Below are 19427 nucleotides of genomic sequence, written 5' to 3'. Positions count from 1 at the left end.
GAACATCGAGGCTTTCCGCGATGACGACGCTGCGATCGTCAGGGTTCCTGGCCCAAGGAGGTGCGGACCTTGGTCGCGGCGTCATAGATCTGGATCTGAAGCATTGGATAAGCCGCCTTTAGCTTTCGACCCGATGCTTCAGCCGCGGTCGCGGTGTCAAACACCGACTTGAAATGGCCATCGACAATTAACACAAACCCTTCGGCAGGAAGGCGGTCGGCGCGTGGTGCTTTCTTTTGTTCGGGTTCTTCAACCGAGAGAACGGGCTTTTTCATCGGACCTCTCATTTCGTTTGGTATCTGGCGCGCTTCGCAATCAACTCGTGTTCTCGCTGTCGTTGTGCGCGGCAGCTCGCGTGGCGGTTTCGAGGTCTTGTCAATGATGATCCCGAAAGCGTACAGTGTATTTGACTTAGCTCAACCTAGGCGTACTCCGATCGGGTGGCTTTCTGCGGTTGTACGCCTCGCCGTCTCGTCAATCGAAGCTCACGCACGCGCATCGAGCTCTTTCCTTTTTTGTCCGGGATCGCGCGCAGATGTGTCGTCACCGCAGCAGCAGAGGGGTTGCCATGCTTTCAGTTTTGATTGGGGTTTTGATTATCTGCGTCGTCGGCGCAATTTGCTTTTGGGCCATTGACAAGTTTGTCAGAGAGTCCCGCCTGGCAAACCTTCTCAAGATATTGGTGGTGTTGATCTGCTTGGCGTCGATCCTCCAGCGGGTGCTGCCGCTCGCGGGCATTAACGGAATTTAGCGGCGCGGGCGGGTCGGTGGCTTTGCAAGTCGAACCGATAGACCCGCCCCTGTATTAGCGTCGTCACTTCAGCATTGACCCGGAGCAGTCGGCCACGGCTTTTGGGTGTCCTGCTCGAATTTAATGGTCGAGATCGGCCACTTTCCGTCATGTCCATCGATAGAGATTCGCATGCCGTGAAGTTCGTCCAGCCAGACATTCGAAACTGTTCCGGCTTTTCCATCGGTAAGAACGACAGCTTTCCCGACAAGTGCAGATTGCACGTCCCCCAGCGCGTTGAGGATCGTCGACGCGAGGAGCTTCACAGCCGTCATAGTGTCCCCGAAGTCAGTCCGGCGAGCGAGTCAACGGGGCCGTGTTGCCTTTGAAAGATGTGCAAGTCGTGACCGGGACGGGGCCATCGAGTGACCGGAAGAATCCTGCAGATTCCTCGATCTCCGAGGGGCAGCCTCCGATCTCCTTAGAAATGAGCGGCAACCAGATCGTAAGAACCTCTGCTTCCGCGGACGTAGACCTTCGCTGCGGCGGCGCATATCAAATCACGGTTGCAGTCGAACGCACTCAGAAAGCCCGACTCATCGGGGCAGGCGTCCGGTTGAATTCGTCTCAGCGCGTCTTCGCCTATGAAGAATGATGCTTCCATAGCGCTGTCGTGTCCCCAAAATCGCACGGCGCGCCGGGTCTGGTCATACGAGCGACTGTGATTCGGAAAATCAATCACGAGATCGAGACCGATCAAACCGTCGCGGGTTAACGACTCTGACCGGAACCGGAATCAGCAAGCGGTCATTGTTGAACAGGCGTTGCAACGCCTGCCTGGCCGCAACCACCATTTGACGATGGATGTGCCCGAGCGACTGAATCTGTACAGCCGATCGCCATTCGATGTGGCGGCGAAATTTCAACAATGCCTTCATTAGGTCAACCTCGCTGACGCGTTCCTGCCCGTAAATCCCCTGCGTCAATACTTAGGTGTTCATTTCACTTTTACGAGTCGTGCGCTGGTATCAGCCGGTCGCTCACTCTGCGCATCCGCGCCAAGGCCGTCTGTTTGGCAGTCTGGCCGAACGCCCGAGGACCGGCAGCGTCAGGCGCGGCGGTCATCGCAACTCCAAGCCTCGGCCGGCTGTTTACTCGAAAGCCGCAGGAAGCTGGCCATTCCGGAAGATGACCGTAGGCTCGTCGTCATAGTCGCCCATTTCGGGGTCACCGGTGGATGAGAACGCAATGACGCCGAGTTTGCTCAATGCCAATCGTTCTGCCGTCCGGAGCGCGCCCGTCGCCGATTTGCAGGCTATCGGAGCGTCGGCCTTTAGGCTTCCGCCTTTGCCGGCGTTGAAAGATTGAACGAAATAGCTGGTTTCCCTGGTCATCACACTTTCATCGCTTGCATCAGAGCCGAAATCTTGATGGTCGCAAAATTGGAGAAGGTGTCCGATACGGCGTAGGGCAAAATGATCTGGTCGTTGTGCCGCATCGCACCGCAGGTATAGACGACGTTGGGGACGTATCCTTCACGCTCGGATGGTTCAGGCCGCAACAGCGGCTCGCGCGAGCGCGCCAGCACCTTGGAGGGGTCGTTCTTGTCGAGCAGCGCCGCGCCGATCGAGTATTTGCGGACCGGGCCGACGCCGTGCGTCAGCAGCAACCAGCCTTCATCGAGTTCGATCGGCGATCCGCAATTGCCGATCTGAACGAACTCCCAGGGAAATTCCGGCTTCAGAATGGCCTGACCGCCGTCCCATGTGTAGAGGTCGTCCGAACGGATCAGATACAGGTTCTCGTTGTCCTGCCGCGCGATCATGGCGTATTTGCCGTCGATCTTGCGAGGAAATAGCGCCATGCCCTTGTTCTGTGCCGCGGCCCCTTTCAGGGGTGTCAGCCGGAACGACATGAAATCGCTGGTCTCGATCAATTCGGAACGGATCGCCCGGCCGCTATAGGCAGTATAGGTCGCGTAGTAGGTTTTCCGATTCTCGTCGCTGAATTGGACAAAGCGCGCATCCTCGATGCCGTTCGACTGGGAATCGGTGACGGGGAAGATCACGCGTTCGCTGAGCTCTTCTTCGGGATTGAAAGTCAGCTCGACATGGTCGCCGTCCGGTTTGGATATGCGGCGGCTGATCCGCGGGCTGGAAGCGAGCCGGGCCGTCGGATCGACGGTCAGGCCCCCATCGGCGGCGACGGTGCCGGCCCGAAATGTCAGTGACGACACATGCCCTTCGCCAATGGCCCGGAGACTGAGGATGAAGCGCAGGCCGCCTTTCGGCGCGTCGGACTGATCGGGATGGGGTACGATGCTGGGGTTGAACAAGGCCGAGGCTTCGAACGAATATTCGTTGAGAAAATAGGCGCCGATCAGTTGGCGCTGGGCCTGGGAGAAGGTGCCATGAGCTGTCAGCGCCTGTTCCATCACATCGGCGCGTGATTCGAACGTCTCCAGCAGGTTGCGGTGGCGGCCGTCGAAATTGTCCAGGACGTCTTCGAGCTGGCTGGCAACGGCTTCGGGGTCGAGCGCGAGAACCCGGTCGACGATGTGGTTGGCCCGCGTCTTGTCGGTGGGGTTGAGATCGCGCGGTTCCGTCGCCGGCTTGAACGGGCGCACGATCACCCGCGCCGGGTCGGGACGCAGATAAAGCGCCTGACGGTTGAGGAAGGTGGCTCGCGACGACAAGATGCCTCGGCTCGTTGGAGTGAAATGGGCGGTCAAATTCAGGTACCGACGGCGCGAAGCGCCGCGGGCGGGGTCTGGCTGGTGTTGACGCGGGCGAGCTGTCTGATTTCCGCGAGACTGAGAAGATAGGATAAGACCGACTCACCGCCGCGATTTTCATTAGCACGATCCGGGTGCAGCCCATCGCGACAACTTCCGGTGTATGGGTCGACCAGCACCACGGACAGGTCGTTGCTGCCGAAAAACCACGCGAAGACGCGGGTTGCGGTGGTCTTCCACTCGGCATCGCCGTCCGCCCGCCAGGCCGTGAGGCAGGCAGCGATCGTCGCCGTTGCTTCCACGGGTTGCTGATCGAAGGTGCGGGGACGTTGCCGCTGTTCGCCGAAACCGGCGGTGCCGACCGGGCGGAAATGACCCGCCGGTGCGGTTTGCTGGGTCATCAGCCAATGCAGCGACCTCAGCCCGGCATCGACATAATCACGCCTTTGCGTCGCCATGCCCGCTATCATCAAAGCCTGCGGCAGGCGCGCGTTGTCATAGGCCAGTCCTTCCTCGAACCAGACCCATTCCGGGGTCTCGACCGACGCCAGAATCGACATCAACCTGCCGGCAAGAGAATGCCGGACTTCCAGGGCGTGGAGATCATCCGGCGCCATGGCGCAATAGGCGTCCAGACCCAGCAGCGTGAATGCCCACGCGCGGGGGGAACGGAAGCCCTCCGCGGTCGGCAATGCTTCGGCGAACAAGGCTTGAGCCCAGCGCCGCCGCGACGGGCTTGCGTCTTTGCGCGCGCACTCGCCCAGGGCCCAGAGCGTTCGCCCATGGCTGTCTTCGGAACCGCTGCCCTCAAGCCAGGTCCGATTGAAGCCCATGAAGTTGCGAAATCGCCTGGTGTCGGGGTTCCATGCATGCTGCACGAAAGCCGCAAAACGGGCGGTCAGGATATCCGGCAGCCGCTGCTCGCCCGGGTCGTTGAGGGCGCAGGCCAGCAGCAATGCGCGGGCGTTGTCATCGACGCAATAGCCGTGCGAGCGATCGGGCACCGAATGCACGGCATGCTGGAACAGCCCGGTATCGTCGCACATCGCAAGGAAATGACCGATTTGCATGTCGGGCGCCGCCGGGCTGCGCGGTTCGGGCGAGGTCGCGTCGGAGCGGGCGACGACCTTGAGCCAGTGACCCTGCCGCGCCTGCTCGAAGACGGACACGTAACGCTCGGCGGCGCGTTGCCATGTCATGGTGCGGCTGAACGTGTAGGCCCGGCGACACATCGCTTCCCGGCGGGCGTCGTCGGTGAGCAATTCCGCGATCTCGTGCCCGGTCGCTGCCGCATTGCCAAAGGGCACCAGAACGCCGCGGCCATCGGCCAGCAGTTCGTGCGCGTGCCAGTAGGGCGTCGAGACCACCGGCCTGCCCATTCCGAAGCTGTAGGCCAATGTACCTGACGTCATCTGCGCTTCGTTGAGATAGGGCGTAGCATAGACATCGCACATCGAAATGAATTCGAGCAGCGTCGCCTGATCGACGAAGCGGTCGAGGAACACGACGTGGTCTTCGACGCCAAGTTCACGGACCCGCGCGATCAGGCTTTCGCGATAGGCCTCGCCCTGGTCGCGGACCAGATTCGGATGCGTCGCGCCGAGCACGACATAGACCGCATCCGGGCGCCGCTTCAGAATCAGCGGCATGGCGTCGATCATGACTTCGATGCCCTTGTTGGGAGACAACAGGCCGAATGTCAGAATGACCGGCCTCCCGGCAAAGCCGAGCCTGGCCTTCGCGGCATCGGGTCCGGAAAATGCGACCTCGGGAATACCGTGGGCGATGACTTCGATCTTGTCGTCGGGCACGTGATAGACGCTTCGGAGCAGCTCACGGCCCTTCTCGGCCATCACCACGATCTTCGAAGACGCCTCGACGATGCCGTTCAGCACCGCGCGCTGGACCGCAGTCGGCCTGGCCAACACGGTGTGCAGCGTCGTGACCACAGGCACGGTGAGGCGCGACAACAGCACGAGAAGGTGGGCGCCGGCTTCGCCGCCGAAAATCCCGAATTCATGCTGCAGACAGACGACGTCGAACCGGCCGGCGTTCAGGAAGTCTGCAGCGCGTGCATATTCCTCGATGTTGCCGTCGTTGATCTGGAAAGCGACCGAAGCAGGATAGTCATAGGCTTGACCATGGTCGGTCATTGCCACGATGCGGGTCTCGAGGTCCTGGCGTGACGTCGTGATCGCCTGCTGCAGGTCCGTGGTGAAGGTGGCGATCCCGCAATGGCGGGGAAGTGAATTACCGATGAAGGCGATGCGACGGAGCGGCGTCATCTCTGGACCCCGACGATCTCTTCCGGTTTCGACGGGCGCGCAACCGATGTAGAGGCGGATTTGGTCATGTGTTCTCCACTGTCTTCCAGCAACGCAACAACCGGATCTGGTCCCGGATAGGCTAGCAAAGCGCTCATTCCATCGGGCCCGACGTCGATCCCGGCGCGGTCGGCCTCGGCAAAGACAGCGTCGCCGACCTTCAGGCTCGTCCGTCCGACCCGAGCTTGACCTTCGATCACGAGGGTCCAGGTTTCCCGCGTCGCATTGAGGGCCCAGCTCGAATTTGCCGGAAGATCGATCCGCTCCAGGACAAAATGCGGGCTTGCGACCAGCGCGGTTCGGACCGCGGTGAGGCGGCGAGCGCCAGCTTGGGTCTGAAGCGGCCCGGCGTCGGAAACGGCGACGGCGCTGTCTTCGTGTAGCTCGCGCGTCCGGCCATAGTCGAACAGACGGAAAGTCGCGTCGCTGTGTTGCTGAATCTCGGCGAGCACGATCCCGGCGCCTATGGCGTGGATGGTGCCGGCAGGGATGAAGATGACGTCGCCTTGCTTGACTGAACGCCAATCAACCAGACTGGAAATCGAGCCGTTCTTGATCGCCGTGCGCAGTTCCCCTGGCGCGAGGCGCCGTTTCAATCCAAGGCCGATCCGCGCATCCGGCGTTGCCGAGAGGATGTACCATGCTTCGGTCTTGCCGTTCGGCAGCCCGACGGTGCGGGCGAATGCATCGTCCGGATGAACCTGAATCGACAAAGGCTCGCTGGTGAACAGCAGCTTGAGCAGTAACGCCGGGAGCCGTGCGCTTCGATCGGTGCGCTCAAACCACAGCTCCCCAACTCGATCGCCGGAACCTTCGATGCTGCTCCAGGGATGCAGATCCGCGACCCCCCACGGCTTGCGCACAACCTGCACGGCGGCATGTTCGATGGCCATAGGTGTCCTGACCCCTCACGCGCATATCGAAGCGATATGCCGTTGGTCGAAATCGTCTATCGGATTTGGCGAAGCGTTGCGTTCCGGGACAGGAGCTGTTGCAGCGGCCCAATTACGCTAATGGATCAAGTGGCTACTCCGGGACCCGATAACAAGCCGCAGCGCGCGTAAAACGCACCGTCCAGTCCTTGCGCCGGGCACGAAGAGGGCACCTGAAAGCGCGATCTGCCCGGCTGGATCAGGGGGGGCCGGGGTTGTTCCTGCTCCGCCGGCTCAAAACCAAGATGCAGGGGGGCCGGCCTGTCACCGCGGTACCTGCGTCCATGTGAAATTACATGCGTCCATGTGAAAACATGCCTTCTCCCCCCGGGGCGCCGCATGTACGCTGCCGCCTCATTCGCCGTGATTGGGGCTCTTCCTTGGTTCTAATTGGGTTCTAGCTGGCTGACATGGCTCTTACGCTTAACGAGATATGCCATTGGATCGACCAGACGGCGTTGAGCCAGGCGATTCAGGTCACGAAATGGGCCGTGCCGACGGTGCAGACGATTCACATCCTCGCGATTGCGGTCGTCGCCAGCTCGGCGCTGATGATCGATCTTCGCCTGATCGGCGTGTTCTGGGCAGACCGGCCGATGAAGGAAGTAACGTCGCGGTTCTTGCCGCTGGTGTGGTGGCCCCTGCTAATCCTGCTCGCCACGGGCATCCTCATGATTATCGCTGAACCGGCGCGGTCCCTGAAGAATCCGGCCTTCCAGATCAAGATGCTGCTGTTGATCGGGGCGTTGATCGTCACCGGGCTGTTTCAGTTTCTGCAGCGGCGCAATGCCAGCTTCGGCGATCTGCGCTCCGGACCGCGCGCCGCCGCCGCGACGGTTGCCATTGTCTCGATGCTGCTGTGGTCCTCGATCATTTTCGCAGGCCGGTGGATCGCCTATTTCGCGTGACCGGATCGAATGGCCCAGCCACCATGCCGAACACAAGGGATTTTCTCAGTGGAGATTGACCGCGCTCTGGGATGGCTCCAGGCAACCCCCATCGCCAGTGCGATTGCCGAAAATGAAATCCTGTTTCCGTGGATCGAATCCGTTCACGTTTTGGCGATCGTGCTGGTGGTCGGCACCATCTCGATCGTCGACCTGCGGCTCCTCGGTGTTGCTTCGCTCGATCTCAGGGTTCGCAGGCTGATGCGCGACGTGATCCCCTATACCTGGGGCGCGTTCGCCGTCGCCGCGGTCACCGGTTCGCTGATGTTCTCGTCGGACGCCGTGCATTATGCCCACAATTTCCTGTTCCGGGGCAAGCTCGTGCTGCTCGCGCTGGCCGGTCTCAACATGGCGGTGTTTCATTTCATCGGCACTGGCGACGTCCAGCGCTGGGACACGGGAACCGGCCGCGCGCCGATCGCCGCCAAGGCCGCCGCGACCATCTCGCTGCTGCTATGGATCGCCGTGGTCGCGTTCGGTCGCGGGATCGGCTTCACGATGCACTGACTTCACAATGAAACGGGTTGTCGCTACGCTGCATGGGTTTATCGGGCCACCTCATATTTCGGAGAACTGCGCGTGAAATCTGGTCCACTGGGTATTATCGTTGTTGGTCTGCTTGCCTCGCTGGCGGCGCCTTCGATGGCTTCCGCGCAAGCCCCCAAGAAGGCGCCAACCGTCATCAACCCGCCGCCATCAGCCCAGGATTGGGCCGATCTTGGCAAATTGCCGGACTGGAGCGGCGTCTGGAATCCGAAAATCAGCGACCAGGACGCCCAGGTCAAAACCAATCCGCCACCGTGGAACGAGACCGCCGCCAGGAAAATCCAGCAGATGTTCGCCGAGGAAAAGGCCGGCCGGCCGCGCCTGATCTTTTCCAACTGCCTGCCCGAGGCGCATCCGTCCTGGATGCTGGTCACCCACAACGCCATGGAAGTCCTGTTCACGCCCGGCCGGGTCACCATGCTCGGCGAGTCGGATGGCAACCGGATCCGCCGCATCTACGCCGATGGCCGTGGTCACCCGGAAGTTTCCGATCCGACCTTTCATGGCCACTCGATCGGGCATTGGGAGGGCGACACGCTTGTCGTCGATACCGTCGATATTATTCCGCAAGCGCCGCTTGCCATCAGCGAAGCCGCCGGCCTGCCCAACAATGGCGACATGCACGTGATCGAACGCATCCACCTTGCCGACAAGGACATCCTGCATGATGAACTGGAAATCATCGCGCCGAAGATTCTGACCAAGCCGTGGAAGACGACGCGCATCTTCTTCCGCCAGCGCGCGCGCAAGTTCGACATCGTGGAAGGCGTCTGCGCCACCGGCGATCTGGTGGAGCGGGTCAATGCGGAAGGCGATCACATCTTCGTACCCGTCGAAAAATCCGAATGGGGCCACACGACAGCTGTTCCGGCGAAATAGCCGCAAAGGCAAAACAGGAGATATCGATGCGACAACTCATGAAGGCGATCGGCGCGCTTGCCGCCGTTGCGGCACTCGCCGCGGGAATATCCCAGGTCGCCGCGCACCATTCGGCATCCATGTTCGATTTTTCCAAGACGATGACGCTGAAGGGTACCGTGGTGGAACTGCGCTGGGTCAACCCGCATGTCACCTTGACCCTAAACGGTTCGCTGAGAGCGGACGAAGCGCCTGCTGAATGGCTGATGGAAACGACCAGCCCCGGAAATCTGGTGCGGGTCGGCGGATGGCGCCGCGATGTGGTCAAGCCGGGCGATCAGGTCGAGGTCGAGTTCCATCCGTTGCGTGACGCCGACAAAAAGAGTGGCCTCATGAGACAGCTCACCGTGCTTGCGACCGGCGAAGTGTTCGCAGCCAATATCCGCGATCAGGAAAAGCCGGGCCTCGAATAAAGCAAGCTGTTGCGCCCTTTCTCCCGATCGATTCCGACCACGTAGCGGCAAGAAAAACCCCAGGAGATGACCATGCGATTCTTCATGAAATCAATTGGCGTGTTTGCTGTCTTGGCGGTCGTTGCCGCGGGAATTTCGCAAGTGGTTGCCCACCATTCCGCGTCGATGTTCGATGTCTTGCGGAGCGAGGTGCTCAAGGGCAAGTTGGTGGAGCTGCGTTGGGTCAACCCGCACGTCACGCTGACCGTCAAAGGCACGCTCAAGTCCGGCGAAGCGCCGGCCGAATGGCTGATCGAAACGACGAGCCCCGGGAACCTGACGCGCGTCGGCGGCTGGCAGCGTGACGCCGTGAAGCCTGGCGAACTGGTCGAGGTCGTGTTCCATCCGCTGCGGGAGCCCGGCAAGAGGCTGGGTCTCTTGCGTCAGCTGACGACGCTTTCCAACGGCGAGGTATACGCTACCAATATCCGCGACCACGAAAGGGCCGATCTCGAATAGAGCCAGCGCGTGCGCACTTTTCCCAAACAAAGCCGCATCGCGGTCGGTGTCCTCGCGGCAGCGCTCAGCATTGCGGCCGTGCCGGCCGTCGCGGAGGATCAGCCGGCACCCAAGGACACGATCTTTGCCCGCAAGATCCTCATGGGCGCCATCGACATGAACATGGATGAGGTCGAGACCATGCTGGCGCCGGAAGGCAAGCTCGTGCTGTCGGATGCCCAGGAGCATGCCGAAACGATCTCGACCATGCTGATGGCGTTCCCGCATCTGTTCCCGCCGGCCACCAATCAGTGGAAGCCAGGAGCCGAGCGCGATCCGGCCACGGATACGTTCGCCAATCCCGGTCTGTGGTTGAACTTTGCAGACTTCTACCAGCGCGCCACCGAGGCCTCGAAGATCGCCTGGAGCGCCAGCCGCGCCAAGCGGGCCGACGAATTCAGGCCGCTGATCGGACAGTTGCGCCAGCGCTGCAACGCCTGTCATGCCTTGAACATGAAGACGGATTGATGTTTGGGGGGCAATGCCCCCTTCTGGGCCAGGCCTATGCCTGCGGTTTTGAATCCGCCGCCGCCGTCGCAGCGCCGGCGCGCGACCGGAAATAATCCAGCACGAACAGGCGAATGGCGGAGGACAGATTGCCTTGCTGGCGGTTGTTGTCGATCTCGCCCACCAGTTCGGACAGGGTCATGTTCCGAAGTCCCGAAATCTCCTTCATGCCGTTCCAGAATGCCTCCTCGAGGCTGACGCTGGTTTTGTGACCCGCGACCACGATCGACCGTTTCACGACAGGCGATTTCATGACGCGTCCTCGCCGTCGATCCGATGTTGATCCAGCATGTCATCGGCGCGGCTGGCGCGCCGTTCGTCCAGGATGCGTTCGGATTTGGTTCGGCCAAACCGCGTACGATTGGCTGCGGCCTCTTTCTCCGATCGATCCCGCGCGGCGCGCTTCTTGAATTGCTTCAGATTGACCACATCCCCCATGCCGGTCCCCATTATGCGATCAGCCGGCATGCGTCACGTCGACGAAGACCGGAGTGTGCACCGCCGCGGTCAGAGCCCGTGCCGGCGGTATGGAGCAATCCGGCTGGCTCTGCGAAAATGCGCTCGATTGATAACCGCGCGCGGCGTGCGGATGCAAAGCCCGCATCCAATCTTGCAGGACGCGCGCTAGCCAGCTCGGTCGCCATCCAGGAAAATCCCCATTATGCCCTTTGATAGCATCAAAAAAGTGCTTCGCTCTGCGAAAATATTTTTTTGCTCTACCACGCCCCGGCGCCGTGGCGATAGCCGGACAGCCTAATTCTTTAGACGGTACGATCCAGAACTATTTTCCGCCCGCGCATTCTTTCGGAACACCGCGATGCGCCGATCAGCCGGGGCGTGTCATCTTCTCCGGTTTCACCAGCCGGTCGAATTCATCAGTGGAAACAAAGCCCAGCCGCACCGCCTCTTCTTTCAAGGTGGTTCCGCGGGCATGCGCCGATTTGGCGACCTTGGCGGCGTTGTCGTAGCCGATCCTGGGCGCGAGCGCGGTCACCAGCATCAGCGAACGTTCCATCAGTTCCCGGATACGCTTTTCGTCGGCGAGTATTCCCTCGACGCAGTGTTCGGTGAAGGAACGGGCGACATCGGCCATCAGTTGGATGGAATGTATCATACAATATGCCAGTACGGGCTTGTAGACGTTGAGCTCGAAATGGCCCTGGCTGCCGGCGGCGGTGATGGCCGCCTGATTGCCGAACACCTGGCAGCAAACCATGGTGACGGCCTCGCACTGGGTCGGGTTGACCTTGCCGGGCATGATCGAGGAACCCGGCTCGTTCTCGGGCAGGATCAGTTCCCCCAGGCCGGACCGGGGCCCCGACCCGAGCAAACGGATATCGTTGGCGATCTTGAACAGGCCGGTGGCCATCGCGTTGATGGCGCCATGCATGAATACATAGGCGTCGTTGGAGGCCAGCGCCTCGAACTTGTTGGCGGCGCTGGTGAAAGGAAGCTTGGTGATTTTGGCAACCTGCCTGGCAAACGCCCTGGCAAATTTCGGCTTTGAGTTGAGGCCGGTGCCGACCGCGGTGCCGCCTTGCGCCAGAGGGTAGAGATCCCTGATCGCCACGCGCAATCGGGCGATGCCGCTCTCGATCTGCGCGGCGTAGCCGGAAAATTCCTGGCCAAGCGTCAGCGGCGTCGCATCCTGGGTATGGGTGCGGCCGATCTTGACGATATGGGCGAACGCCTTTTCCTTCCTCCGCAGCGCGCGGTGGAGCATCTCGAGCGCCGGAACGAGATCGTCGGTGATGCGTATCGCGGCGGCGATGTGCATCGCGGTCGGGAACGAGTCGTTCGACGACTGGCTCATATTGACGTGGTCGTTGGGATGTACCGGCGCTTTGGCGCCCAGCTTGCCGCCAAGCAGTTCATTGGCGCGATTGGCGATCACCTCGTTGAGGTTCATGTTGGTCTGCGTGCCGGATCCGGTCTGCCAGACCACCAGCGGGAAATGATCGTCGAGCTTGCCGTCGATCACCTCACGTGCGGCACGGGTGATGGCGCGACTGCGACGCTGATCAAGCAGCCCGAGTTCACGATTGGTTTGTGCTGCCGCCAGCTTGACGATTCCTAGCGCACGAATGATGGCGATCGGCATCCGGTCATGGCCGATGCGGAAATTCTGCAGGGAGCGCTCTGTCTGCGCCCCCCAATAACGATCGGCGGGAACCTGGATCGGACCGAAACTGTCGGTCTCGGTGCGGGTGGAAGGGGAACCGGGGGAGAGTGTCGATCGTGCCATGGATCACGTCTGCTGCGCGCGAGCCACGCGTCTCGCGCGGGCCCCGCTACGCCTATTCTACAGGGAGAACGCTTTCGCGCGGATTATTTCTTGCGGAAACGATCCAGCCGAACGACTTCAGCCCCTTCGCCAGGCTTTGCCGCCTGGTCCTGATTTTCGGCGGCAGGTGCGGGAACCGGCAGGCCGGAGGGCGTCGGCACCGCCGGAAGATTGGTCGCGGCAGCCTCTGTCGCAGCATCGGACGGCTCGAATTGCAGGCCGAACTGTACCGAGGGGTCGAAGAAGCTCTTGATGGAATTGAAGGGAACCACGAGGCGCTCCGGGATCCCGCCGAACGACAGGCCGACCTCGAAACGATCCTCCGTCACCACCAGATCCCAGAACTGGTGCTGGAGAATGACCGTCATCTCTTCCGGATATTGCGCAAGCAGTCGCGGCGACAATTTCACGCCCTCCGCGGTGGACAAAAAGGTGATGAAGAAATGATGCTCGCCGGGCAGGCCGTGCTCGGCGGCGTCAGCCAATACGCGACGAAGCACCCCGCGCAGCGCGTCGCGCGCCAGCACGTCGTATCGGATATGATCGGTCGCCATTATCGGTCCTGTCGCGTTCAAATGCTGCCGCGGAGCTGCGGCGATGCCGGTGGTCCGACTCGCCCATTCCCCCATGCTACCCCGCCGGCGGCTTAAGGTCAGCAGGCGTTGCCGCCGCTGCTGAAAATTCCGGCAAAACCGTGGAATGGTGAGCAAATTGAAGTGGAGGCTTCTGTTGCCAGGTGCCTCCGAACCCCGCCCAGCGGAGCTTAACCCACTAGGACTTTAGACTTGGTTTTTCAAACCGCTTACGCGGCCTGAGCAACCGGAGCATAGTTGTCGTTTGCAACTATTGCATAGCCCGATAACGGCGGAACCATACCGAGAAAAAACACGCCCTTTACGCCCTCGTCGATCCTGTTTCGCCCCCGCCGAAGCCCGCCGCTCTCAGGCGAGGCGGGCTTGGGTGGAGGCGCCGGGTGCTGCCCCCGGGTCCGAATGGTTTATTGCGACGGCAATTTATTTCCATAGCCGGCGAACCGGCTCCCCCAATATAGGGCGCACAGGTTGAGAAAAACAGAGCCCGCAGGGCCGGTCCGGGTCCGGAACTGGCCACCCGGGGGTGGAATAAGCGGAATACCGGTTGGCGCCGGCGTGGCCGCCGTTCTAGGTTTTCAGCCATGCCCCCGGATTCGCCGCCGGCCGCCGTTCCGGCGCCGAGCCCCCCGACATCATCTCCGCCCAGCCTGATCGCGCTGTTTGTTGCGTTCGCCAAGATGTCGCTGGCGGGTTTCGGCGGCGTGCTGGTTTGGGCGCGGCGCGGCATCGTCGATCAGCACAAGTGGATGACTGCGGACGAGTTCAACGAGACCTTCGCGCTGTGCCACTTTCTGCCGGGCCCGAACATCGTCAACTTGACCTTTGTGTTCGGATCGCGCTTTCGCGGTATTGCCGGCGCCATTGCCGCGTTCGCAGGCCTGGTCGGTCCTCCCGTCGTGATCGTGACGGTGCTGGCGGCGCTGTATCAGCGCTACGGTGAAATCGATGCGTTGCGGCGCATCCTGGCTGGAGTGTCCTGCGCGGCGGTCGGCCTTTTGATCGCCGTCGTCTTCCGGATGATGTGGCCGCTGATCAAGCGGCGCGATTGGATCGGCCTGGTCGTCCTGGCCGCGGTGTTTGTGGCGATCGGGCTGTTGCGGCTGCCGCTGGCGGCGGTGTTGCTGGTGGCTATCCCGATCAGCCTCGCCATCACCTTCGCCATGCGGCGGCGAGGTGCGGCATGAATTCGGACGCCAACCCGCTCCTGACGCTGGCATGGACCTTCGCCCTGATGTCGCTGTTCGCGGTCGGTGGCGCGAATTCCGCCATTCCGGAAATGCACCGGGTCGCGGTCGACGTTCAGCACTGGCTGACCGACAAGCAGTTCGCCGATGTCTACGCGATATCGCAACTGTCGCCGGGGCCGAACGTGCTGATCGTCACCCTAATCGGCTATTCCGTCGCCGGCATCGCCGGCGCGCTGGTCGCCACGCTTTCGATGTGCGTGCCGACGGCGGTGCTGGCGCTGTGTGTGAGCCGCTTCCTCGCGCGATCCAGCCATGCGCGCTGGCCCGCCATCGTCCAGGCGGCGCTGGTTCCGCTGTCGATCGGATTGATGGGCGCCAGCGGCTTCGTTCTGGCGCGGGCCTCCGACCGGACCTTGGCCGCAGCCCTCGTCACCGCCGGCGCCGCGGTGCTGGCTTCCGTGACGCGGCTCAATCCACTCTGGATGCTGCTCGCCGGGGGATGCCTCGGTTTTGCCGGCCTTATCGGGTAAGAATCCCTGCCTGGCCAAGGCGATCCGGTGAGATGAGGGCACGATCTGCCGTTGCCGGGCCGGATCCTCATTTTTCCGGGTATAATCGCCGCGGCCGGCCGAATCGCCTGTCGAACCGCCGGGCCGGCCGCTAAAACGCGGCTTCCCCGGCTTCCTTGAGGCCCCAGACGCAACGCCATGAATCAGTATCACGACCTGCTCGAACGGATCTTGAGTGACGGCGCGGAAAAGGCTGACCGCACCGGCACCGGGACGTTGTCGATCTTCGGCCACCAGATGCGCTTCAATCTCGCGGCCGGATTTCCGATGCTGACCACCAAGAAGCTGCCGCTGAAAGCGATCATTTACGAATTGCTGTGGTTTCTCAAAGGCGACACCAACGTCAAATACCTCCGGGATCACGGCGTGACGATCTGGGACGAATGGGCTGACGCCAATGGCGACCTCGGCCCGGTCTATGGCTCGCAGTGGCGCTCCTGGCCGGCGCCGGATGGACGGAGCATCGACCAGATCGCCAACGTCATCGACATGATCCGGCGTAATCCGGATTCGCGGCGCCTGATCGTGAGCGCGTGGAATCCGGCCGACGTCGACAAGATGGCGCTGCCGCCCTGTCACTGCCTGTTCCAGTTCTACGTCGCGGGCGGCAAATTATCGTGCCAGCTCTATCAGCGCTCGGCGGACGTATTTCTCGGCGTGCCCTTCAACATCGCCTCCTATGCGCTCTTGACCATGATGGTCGCGCAGGTAACGGGTCTGAAGCCCGGCGACTTCATTCACTCCTTCGGCGACGTGCACCTTTATTCGAACCATCTCGAGCAGGCGCGTCTGCAGCTGACGCGCCCGACGCGGCCGCTGCCGACGATGAAGATCAATCCCGAGGTGAAGGATATCTTCGCATTCCGCTACGAAGACTTTGTGCTCGAGGGCTACGACCCGCACCCGCATATCCGGGCCGAGGTCGCGGTGTGAGCGATTGAATGTCCCTGATCATCCGTCGCGCGCGTCCCGATGAAGCGGGACTGGTGCTGTCGCTAGTCCGCGAGCTCGCCGAATACGAGAAGCTGCTGCACGAGGTCGACGCCACCGAGGCTGGCATCGGGGAGGCATTGTTCGGCAGCGATCCCAGGCTGTTCTGCGACATCGCGGAATGGAACGGCGAGGTGGCCGGCTTCGCGGTCTGGTTCATCAATTTTTCGACCTTCAGCGGCCGCTCCGGGATCTATCTGGAGGACCTGTTCGTGCGCCCGGCGCAACGCGGCAAGGGCATCGGCAAGGCGTTGCTGTCGCATCTTGCGAAGGAGTGCGTGGCGAATGGCTGGTCGCGGTTGCAATGGGCGGTGCTGGACTGGAACACGCCCTCGATCGAATTTTACAAATCGCTCGGCGCGGAGATGCTGGACGAGTGGACCGTGTGCAAGGTTGCCGGTCCAGCGCTGACCGCGCTCGCAGGAGGAAAGCGGTGATGGAAATCGCCCTCATCGTGGCCGTCGCCGACAATGGTGTGATCGGCGCGGGCGGCGCGATACCCTGGCGGCTGAAGACCGATCTGCAACGCTTCAAGACGATGACGCTTGGCAGGCCGGTGGTGATGGGCCGCAAGACCTTCTTCTCGCTGCGCCGCCCGCTGCCTGGGCGAACCAACATCGTGCTCACCCGCGACGGCGATCTTCGCGCTGCCGGCGCCGTCGTCACAACCACACTCGCGGACGCCCGCGCGGTCGCGACCGGCGATGCGCTGCGGCGTTTCGTCTCTGAAATCGCCGTGATCGGCGGCGCGGAAATTTACGCGCAGTGGATGGCGCTGGCCGACCGGCTGGAAATCACCGAAGTTCACGCCCGGCCCGAGGGCGACACCTATTTCGCGGCCATCGATGCGACTGTCTGGGAAGAGGTTGCGCGGGTGAGGAATTCGGCCGGTCCGGACGACAGCGCCGACTTTTCCTTTGTCACCTATCGCCGGCGGGGGTCACATTAACCCCATCCCGTAATGTTTGCATTGACAATTACCGGCTCAGGCATAGCTGCTGCGAGCACCAAGCTTGCGTTGTAAGGGGCGGGCCCGTCCCCTATAAAGCCTGCGGAAGTAGCAGGGCGGGGCATCTTGGCCCTTCAGCCCGCGAAGGAGATTGTTGATGCCGTGGAAGAATCAAGGCGGAGGCCCATGGGGTTCGGGTCCGAAAGGGCCATGGGGCTCCGGCCCGCAGCCGGTCGGGCCGAGACCGCCCGATCTTGAAGACCTTCTGCGCCGCGCCCAGGACCGGCTCCAGCAACTCCTGCCGGGCGGCTATTTCAGCGGCCTCGGCATCGCGCTGATCCTGATCGGCGCACTGGCGATTTGGGGACTGTCCGGCTTCTTCCGCGTCCAGTCCGAAGAACTCGGCGTCGTGCTGCGCTTCGGCAAGCATGTGCGCACGGTGCAGCCGGGCCTCAACTATCATCTGCCGTATCCGATCGAGACCGTGCTGCTGCCGAAGGCGCTGCGCGTCTCCACCATCTCGATCGGCATGACGCTGATCGACGATCCGGCGCGGCGCGGCCGGACCATGCGCGACGTGCCCGAAGAAAGCCTGATGCTGACCGGCGACGAGAATATCGTCGACGTCGATTTCACCGTGCTGTGGCGGATCAAGCCGGATGGTGTCGGCAATTATCTGTTCAACATCCAGAATCCGGAAGGCACCGTGAAGGCGGTGGCCGAAAGCGCGATGCGCGAAGCCGTCGGCAAAGCCAACATCCAGCCGATCCTCACCGGCGCGCGTACCACCACGGAGGCCAATGTACAGGAGCTGATGCAAAAGACGCTCGACAACTACGGTGCGGGCATCCTGGTGCAGCAGGTGCAGATGCAGAAGGTCGACCCGCCGGCGCAGGTGATCGATTCATTCCGCGACGTGCAGGCGGCGCGCGCCGACCTCGAGCGCTTGCAGAACGAAGCGCAAACCTATGCCAACCGCGTCGTTCCCGACGCCAAGGGACGCGCCGCGCAGATCCTGCAGGTCGCCGAAGGCTACAAGCAGCAAGCGGTCGCCGAAGCCAAGGGCCAGAGCGCGCGCTTTCTGAAAGTGTACGACGAATACAGGAAGGCGCCCGACGTGACCCGGCAGCGCATCTATCTGGAAACCATTGAGCGCATCCTCGGCGGTTCCGAGAAGCTGATCTATGACGGCGGCGGTTCGGCGTCGGCGCCGGGCATCGTCCCCTATCTGCCCTTGAGTGAACTGACGGCACGTCGTCCCCCTGCGGCGACATCGGTCCAGCCGCAACAGCCGAGCGGAGCCGCCAGATGAGATCCCCAGTAGCAGGTATTGTCACGCTGTTCGCGCTGTTTGTGCTCGCCATCATCGGCTACAGCTCGGTCTTCACCGTGGATATGACCGAGCAGGCGCTGGTGGTGCGGCTCGGCGATCCCGTGCGCGTCGTCACCGAACCCGGCCTGAATTTCAAGGCGCCGTTCATCGACACCGTGATCCCGATCGACAAGCGTATCCTCGATCTGGAAAATCCGTCGCAGGAAGTGATCGCGTCGGATCAGAAGCGGCTGGTGGTCGACGCCTTCGCCCGCTACCGCATCAAGAACGCGCTCCGGTTCTATCAGAGCGTCGGCTCGATCCAGGCCGCCAACATCCAGCTGACGACGCTTCTCAACGCGTCGCTGCGCCGCGTGCTCGGCGAGGTCACCTTCATCCAGGTGGTGCGTGACGAGCGCGAGACCCTGATGGGGCGGATCCGCGACCAGCTCGATCATGAAGCCGGCGGCTACGGCATCCAGGTGGTCGACGTGCGGATCAGGCGCGCCGATCTGCCGGAGCAGAACAGCCAGGCGGTCTATCAGCGCATGCAGACCGAACGGCAGCGCGAGGCCGCCGAATTCCGCGCGCAGGGTGGCCAGAAGGCGCAGGAGATCAGGTCCAATGCCGATCGCGAAGCGACCGTGATCGTCGCCGAAGCCAATTCGACCGCCGAGCAGGTGCGCGGCGAGGGCGACGGCGAACGCAACCGGCTGTTCGCCGAAGCCTATGGCAAGGATCCCGACTTCTTCGCGTTCTACCGTTCGATGACGGCCTATGAAAACGGGCTGAAGAGCAACGACACGCGATTCCTGCTGCGGCCGGATTCCGACTTCTTCAAGTTCTTCAGCAACGCATCCGGCAAGCCGCCGGTGGCGCGGGCTGAACCGGCGCCGGCACCGAAGCAGTAACAGCGGTTTCGGTCCGGACCAGGGCCGAAGCGGACCCCGCTTCG

Annotated in this window: 26 protein-coding genes and 1 other RNA gene; 14 read left to right on the top strand and 13 right to left on the bottom strand. The window is 62.2% G+C overall.

Features of this window, described 5'->3' with window-relative positions; genetic code table 11:
* Window positions 1-38: 38 nt before the first annotated feature.
* Window positions 39-275, bottom strand: coding sequence for a hypothetical protein (locus tag E8A46_RS22555; RefSeq protein ID WP_291565991.1), 237 nt, complete (start codon window positions 273-275; stop codon window positions 39-41).
* A 293-nt stretch (window positions 276-568) separates the two neighbouring features.
* Here E8A46_RS22555 and E8A46_RS22550 point away from each other — a divergent pair, with 293 nt between their 5' ends.
* Window positions 569-751 carry a hypothetical protein gene (locus tag E8A46_RS22550; RefSeq protein ID WP_291565990.1) on the top strand — a complete coding sequence of 61 codons (183 nt, stop codon included), beginning with the start codon at window positions 569-571 and terminating at the stop codon, window positions 749-751.
* Between the two features lie 68 nt (window positions 752-819).
* Here the strand turns inward: E8A46_RS22550 and E8A46_RS22545 are convergent, their stop codons facing one another.
* From E8A46_RS22545 to E8A46_RS22515, 7 genes are all read right to left on the bottom strand, one after another.
* Window positions 820-1065 (bottom strand): PRC-barrel domain-containing protein, encoded by a 246-nt coding sequence (locus tag E8A46_RS22545; protein WP_291565988.1) that lies wholly within the window; start codon window positions 1063-1065, stop codon window positions 820-822.
* Window positions 1066-1211: 146 nt separating this feature from the next.
* The gene (locus E8A46_RS22540; protein WP_291566068.1) at window positions 1212-1421 is read right to left on the bottom strand and encodes a DUF1488 family protein; all 210 of its coding nucleotides are present in this window, start codon (window positions 1419-1421) and stop codon (window positions 1212-1214) included.
* A 43-nt stretch (window positions 1422-1464) separates the two neighbouring features.
* Window positions 1465-1668 carry a hypothetical protein gene (locus E8A46_RS22535; RefSeq protein WP_291565986.1) on the bottom strand — a complete coding sequence of 68 codons (204 nt, stop codon included), beginning with the start codon at window positions 1666-1668 and terminating at the stop codon, window positions 1465-1467.
* 213 nt (window positions 1669-1881) lie between these two features.
* Entirely contained in the window at window positions 1882-2124 is a 243-nt protein-coding gene (locus tag E8A46_RS22530; protein WP_291565984.1) for a hypothetical protein, read from the bottom strand.
* Window positions 2124-3425: a glycoside hydrolase family 130 protein gene (locus E8A46_RS22525; protein WP_291565982.1), complete on the bottom strand. Its 1302-nt coding sequence runs from the start codon at window positions 3423-3425 to the stop codon at window positions 2124-2126. Before E8A46_RS22525 ends, E8A46_RS22530 begins: the two co-directional genes overlap by 1 nt.
* A 38-nt stretch (window positions 3426-3463) precedes the next feature.
* A complete protein-coding gene (locus E8A46_RS22520) occupies window positions 3464-5749 on the bottom strand; it encodes a glycosyltransferase family 4 protein (RefSeq protein WP_291565979.1) in 2286 nt (761 codons plus the stop codon).
* Entirely contained in the window at window positions 5746-6681 is a 936-nt protein-coding gene (locus E8A46_RS22515; RefSeq protein WP_291565977.1) for a class I mannose-6-phosphate isomerase, read from the bottom strand. Before E8A46_RS22515 ends, E8A46_RS22520 begins: the two co-directional genes overlap by 4 nt.
* 449 nt (window positions 6682-7130) lie before the next feature.
* Between E8A46_RS22515 and E8A46_RS22510 the strand changes: the two genes are divergently transcribed.
* The 6 genes from E8A46_RS22510 (at window position 7131) to E8A46_RS22485 (ending at window position 10549) form a co-directional block, all read left to right on the top strand.
* Complete coding sequence (locus E8A46_RS22510; protein WP_291565975.1) at window positions 7131-7628, top strand: DUF6644 family protein; 498 nt, start codon at window positions 7131-7133, stop codon at window positions 7626-7628.
* A 48-nt stretch (window positions 7629-7676) separates the two neighbouring features.
* Window positions 7677-8174: a DUF6644 family protein gene (locus E8A46_RS22505; RefSeq protein WP_291565973.1), complete on the top strand. Its 498-nt coding sequence runs from the start codon at window positions 7677-7679 to the stop codon at window positions 8172-8174.
* Between the two features lie 72 nt (window positions 8175-8246).
* Window positions 8247-9092: a hypothetical protein gene (locus E8A46_RS22500; protein ID WP_291565971.1), complete on the top strand. Its 846-nt coding sequence runs from the start codon at window positions 8247-8249 to the stop codon at window positions 9090-9092.
* Window positions 9093-9118: 26 nt separating this feature from the next.
* Window positions 9119-9544 (top strand): DUF6152 family protein, encoded by a 426-nt coding sequence (locus tag E8A46_RS22495; RefSeq protein ID WP_291565970.1) that lies wholly within the window; start codon window positions 9119-9121, stop codon window positions 9542-9544.
* A gap of 72 nt (window positions 9545-9616) precedes the next feature.
* Entirely contained in the window at window positions 9617-10042 is a 426-nt protein-coding gene (locus E8A46_RS22490; protein WP_291565968.1) for a DUF6152 family protein, read from the top strand.
* Window positions 10043-10051: 9 nt separating this feature from the next.
* A complete protein-coding gene (locus E8A46_RS22485) occupies window positions 10052-10549 on the top strand; it encodes a cytochrome c (RefSeq protein ID WP_291565965.1) in 498 nt (165 codons plus the stop codon).
* 34 nt (window positions 10550-10583) lie between these two features.
* On the opposite strand, the gene E8A46_RS22480 is transcribed toward E8A46_RS22485, so the two are convergent.
* From E8A46_RS22480 to ssrA, 5 genes are all read right to left on the bottom strand, one after another.
* Window positions 10584-10841: a ribbon-helix-helix domain-containing protein gene (locus E8A46_RS22480; protein WP_291565964.1), complete on the bottom strand. Its 258-nt coding sequence runs from the start codon at window positions 10839-10841 to the stop codon at window positions 10584-10586.
* A complete protein-coding gene (locus E8A46_RS22475; protein WP_291565962.1) occupies window positions 10838-11026 on the bottom strand; it encodes a DUF4169 family protein in 189 nt (62 codons plus the stop codon). Before E8A46_RS22475 ends, E8A46_RS22480 begins: the two co-directional genes overlap by 4 nt.
* 388 nt (window positions 11027-11414) lie before the next feature.
* Window positions 11415-12833, bottom strand: a complete 1419-nt coding sequence (gene fumC, locus E8A46_RS22470) for a class II fumarate hydratase (protein ID WP_291565960.1) — start codon at window positions 12831-12833, stop codon at window positions 11415-11417.
* 83 nt (window positions 12834-12916) lie between these two features.
* Entirely contained in the window at window positions 12917-13426 is a 510-nt protein-coding gene (locus E8A46_RS22465) for a ClpXP protease specificity-enhancing factor SspB (protein WP_291565958.1), read from the bottom strand.
* Window positions 13427-13587: 161 nt separating this feature from the next.
* Window positions 13588-13949: a transfer-messenger RNA gene (gene ssrA / locus E8A46_RS22460) on the bottom strand.
* Window positions 13950-14046: 97 nt separating this feature from the next.
* On the opposite strand from ssrA, the gene E8A46_RS22455 reads away from it, so the two are divergent.
* From E8A46_RS22455 to hflC, 7 genes are all read left to right on the top strand, one after another.
* Window positions 14047-14649 (top strand): chromate transporter, encoded by a 603-nt coding sequence (locus E8A46_RS22455; protein WP_291565956.1) that lies wholly within the window; start codon window positions 14047-14049, stop codon window positions 14647-14649.
* Entirely contained in the window at window positions 14646-15182 is a 537-nt protein-coding gene (locus E8A46_RS22450) for a chromate transporter (RefSeq protein WP_291565954.1), read from the top strand. The genes E8A46_RS22455 and E8A46_RS22450 overlap by 4 nt, the downstream gene beginning before the upstream one ends.
* 177 nt (window positions 15183-15359) lie before the next feature.
* A complete protein-coding gene (locus E8A46_RS22445; RefSeq protein WP_291565952.1) occupies window positions 15360-16154 on the top strand; it encodes a thymidylate synthase in 795 nt (264 codons plus the stop codon).
* Between the two features lie 8 nt (window positions 16155-16162).
* A complete protein-coding gene (locus E8A46_RS22440; protein ID WP_291565950.1) occupies window positions 16163-16648 on the top strand; it encodes a GNAT family N-acetyltransferase in 486 nt (161 codons plus the stop codon).
* Window positions 16648-17160: a dihydrofolate reductase gene (locus tag E8A46_RS22435; RefSeq protein WP_291565948.1), complete on the top strand. Its 513-nt coding sequence runs from the start codon at window positions 16648-16650 to the stop codon at window positions 17158-17160. The genes E8A46_RS22440 and E8A46_RS22435 overlap by 1 nt, the downstream gene beginning before the upstream one ends.
* Before the next feature lie 157 nt (window positions 17161-17317).
* Window positions 17318-18472 carry an FtsH protease activity modulator HflK gene (gene hflK / locus E8A46_RS22430; RefSeq protein ID WP_291565946.1) on the top strand — a complete coding sequence of 385 codons (1155 nt, stop codon included), beginning with the start codon at window positions 17318-17320 and terminating at the stop codon, window positions 18470-18472.
* Window positions 18469-19383: a protease modulator HflC gene (gene hflC / locus E8A46_RS22425; RefSeq protein ID WP_291565944.1), complete on the top strand. Its 915-nt coding sequence runs from the start codon at window positions 18469-18471 to the stop codon at window positions 19381-19383. Before hflK ends, hflC begins: the two co-directional genes overlap by 4 nt.
* Window positions 19384-19427 lie beyond the last annotated feature (44 nt).

Source organism: Bradyrhizobium sp., from assembly GCF_004799445.1.
GTDB lineage: Bacteria > Pseudomonadota > Alphaproteobacteria > Rhizobiales > Xanthobacteraceae > Bradyrhizobium.
This window is presented reverse-complemented; position numbering and strand designations above follow the sequence as displayed.